Annotated in this window: 3 protein-coding genes and 1 pseudogene; all 4 read left to right on the forward strand. The window is 65.2% G+C overall.

Features of this window, described 5'->3' with window-relative positions:
• Nucleotides 1-910: 910 nt before the first annotated feature.
• Nucleotides 911-1078 (forward strand): annotated as a pseudogene (locus tag LUZ64_RS38045) (transposase family protein); the annotation flags it as partial.
• Between the two features lie 115 nt (nt 1079-1193).
• Nucleotides 1194-1496, forward strand: coding sequence for a hypothetical protein (locus LUZ64_RS36515; protein WP_232390647.1), 303 nt, complete (start codon nt 1194-1196; stop codon nt 1494-1496).
• 300 nt (nt 1497-1796) lie between these two features.
• On the forward strand, nt 1797-1943 hold the full coding sequence (locus LUZ64_RS36520; protein WP_170116766.1) for a hypothetical protein: 147 nt from the start codon (nt 1797-1799) through the stop codon (nt 1941-1943).
• A 185-nt stretch (nt 1944-2128) separates the two neighbouring features.
• Nucleotides 2129-2401, forward strand: a complete 273-nt coding sequence (locus tag LUZ64_RS38210) for a transposase (RefSeq protein ID WP_170116765.1) — start codon at nt 2129-2131, stop codon at nt 2399-2401.
• Nucleotides 2402-2781 lie beyond the last annotated feature (380 nt).

A 2781-nucleotide genomic window follows, 5' to 3' on the forward strand; every position in this document is an offset into this window, starting at 1 on the left:
CGTCGATCACCTCACGGTGATCACACCAACGGCCACCCCGCTTGGGGCCCCGGAACGTCAGCAGCGGCTCCATCCGCGCCCACCGCGCGCCCGCCAACGGCACACGGAACCAACGATCAGACGATCCGAAGGAAACGGCCTAGCGGCATCACGCCCACAAATTCAGTAGCCGGTGATCAGCGGGCTCCTGGTCCTGTGTCAGCCTAGGGGGCTGTCTCGAACTCGGTGGAGCTGATCACCCAGAGTTGAGTGCAGGCGGTGGTTGTCCACTCGAGTCACGAAGTGGTGGCGTACTCGATATCGGAGAAGGTTCTCTAGGGACCGTCGTGGAACGCCTTGGTGTGGATGCACTCGGCCTTGTAGAGGGCGTTGAGCGCGTCTCCATCAGCGCGTTGCCTAGGCGTTCCCGACGTTGCCGATCGCTGGGCGGCTACCCTCGATGCGCAAGTGCTCGGCGAAGCGCACGCTGGTGTATTGCGACCCGGCACCGGAGTGGCGAATGAGCTGGTCGCGTTCGACGGGGTTGCCCTCGTGGGTGCGGGGTCACAACGCCATCCGCAGTGCGATGTTGACCACTTCCACGTCCCGCTTGGCCGAGACATGCCGCCTCACGATCTTCTGGGGAAAGCAAGTGACGATGAACGCGACATAGGCGAACGGCTGATACGTGCGGACGTAGGTGAAGTCGGTGATCCACTTCCGGTCCGGGGCCGAGGCCGTGAAGCCGCGGTGCAGCGGGTCCGCCGCCCGCGCGTCAGCCGTGTGGGGCTCGTCGTTCTCGGCCTTCGCCCGCGCCGTTGAGACCGAGTGCGTAATCCGCAGGAACGGCCGCGATGTGGGTGCGGGAATGTCTGGACGAACTATTTACGGACGCCGACTTCGCCGACTGGTATCCGAGGGATGGGCGGCGATGGCTGTCACCGGCTCGGCTCGGCTGGCGCTGGCGTCGGTGCTGCAGCATGCCGAGAACCTCTCGGACAGACAGGCCGCCGAGGCCGTTCGCTGCTGCATGGACTGGAAGCACTGCCTCGGGCTCAAGCTGGACGACCCCGGCTTCGCCTACTCGGTGCTCAGCGAGTTCCGGGTCCGGACGGCTGAGGGCGACCGGGCGGACCGGCTGCTGGCGGTGATGATCGATCATCTCGTGGCAGCGGGACTGGTCAGTTGCCGGGCCCGGGTGCGTACCGACCCACGTGCTGGGTGCGATCCGGCGGCTGAACTGGGGAGAGCTGGTCGGCGAGACTCTGCGATTGGCTCTGGAGGAACTCGCCCGGCACGGCGAGCAGTGGCTGGCCGGGGAGGTCACCGCAGACTGGACGGAACGTTACGGGCGCCCAGTCCGCTACGACCGGCTGCCCCGGGGCGGGGACGCCCTGATCAGGTACGTGCTGCGGGTCGGCGAGGACTGCATGCGCAGTCTGCGGGGCATCCACCGTGACGACGCTCCGCCACAGCCCCGGGACTTGCCGCAACTGCAGATCCTGCGGCAGATATAGGTCCAGCAGTACTGGTACGACGGCACGAGGCGGCTGAGGTGGCGTGGCCCGAAGTGCGCCAAGGACCGGCAGAGTCGGTGGAAGACCGAACAGCGCAACAGAGGAAAACCCTCGGCCGGCGGCCGGCCGGACTCCGCCACGGCATGGGTTCCGTGGTCCGGAACCGAGATCGTCACACCGCACGACGCCGAGGCCCGCTACAGTCAGAAGATCAGCGCGTCCGGGCAGCGGGATTGGATCGGATACCGCGACCACCAGACCGAGATATGCGACGGCACCGGGCCCAACGTCATCCTGCAGGTGGCGACCAGGCTGGCCCCCGAGCAGGACATCGACGCGCTCGACTATATCCATCACGGCCTGGCTGACAAGGCATTCCATCGAGCCGAGCACGTGGTCGACGTCGGCTACGTCACCCCCGGACTCCATCCACCACACCTCCAGTGATGAGGCGTCACCTTGATCAGCCCGGTCCGTCAGGACCCGAAAGTCGAGGAACGACCAGGGGTTTCCAAGAGGACTTCCAGGCCGACTGGGAAGCCCGCACGTTCACCTGCCCCAGACGGTGTTACCAGCCTGCTCTGGAAACCCACCCTCGGCGACAGACACCCCCGACTGTCCGTGCTCTTCCCATGCAAAGCTGCTGTGAATGCACCGGCAACGTCGACGGCAAAGGCCGACACATCTTTCTCCTGCCCCGGCCTCAGCAGGAGATCCAGAACCGGGCCCGCACTGAACAACGAACCCCTGAGTGGCAACCCCGCTATGCGATGCGAGTCGGCTGCGAAGCCATCGTCTCCGAGACAGCCCGGGCCCACGGCCTCCGTACTGCCGCTACTGCGGCATGGCGAAGACCCACGTCCAACATGGCCTCACCGCCATCGGCACGAACATCATCCGCCTGAGCGAATCATTCCCGCCCGATACCACACCACTATGTACTCCCAGGCCAGCCAGCAGATTCCACCAGCTCTGCCAGACCCTGCCACCCACTCTCTGATCAGCAGAGTCACCAACAGTATCCGGAATGTGAGCGGAATGTGAGACAGAGCCAGTATCGGCCGCCAGCGGGGGACTCGTGACCTCAAAGACTAGATAGATGGCCGCCTGCGGGCGGCTGTCATGGTGTCCCCAGCCAAGTTTGTCTCCAAGACGGAGCGTGTCTGAAAGATCGTGTAAGTCTGTGATGTGACAGGCTGGCCGGGGTCTTGACCTGGGCCTTTGCCAGCGGGGACGGACGGACATGAATGACAAGGAGATGCTGGCCGTCGAGCCGGTCGAGGAC

It is taken from the genome of Streptomyces albireticuli, assembly GCF_021228125.1.
GTDB lineage: Bacteria > Actinomycetota > Actinomycetes > Streptomycetales > Streptomycetaceae > Streptomyces > Streptomyces albireticuli.

What these genes read in the sequence shown, in the direction of transcription:
- LUZ64_RS38210 (WP_170116765.1), top strand. Translation starts at nt 2,129, where the DNA reads ATGCAAAGCTGCTGTGAATGCACCGGCAACGTCGACGGCAAAGGCCGA.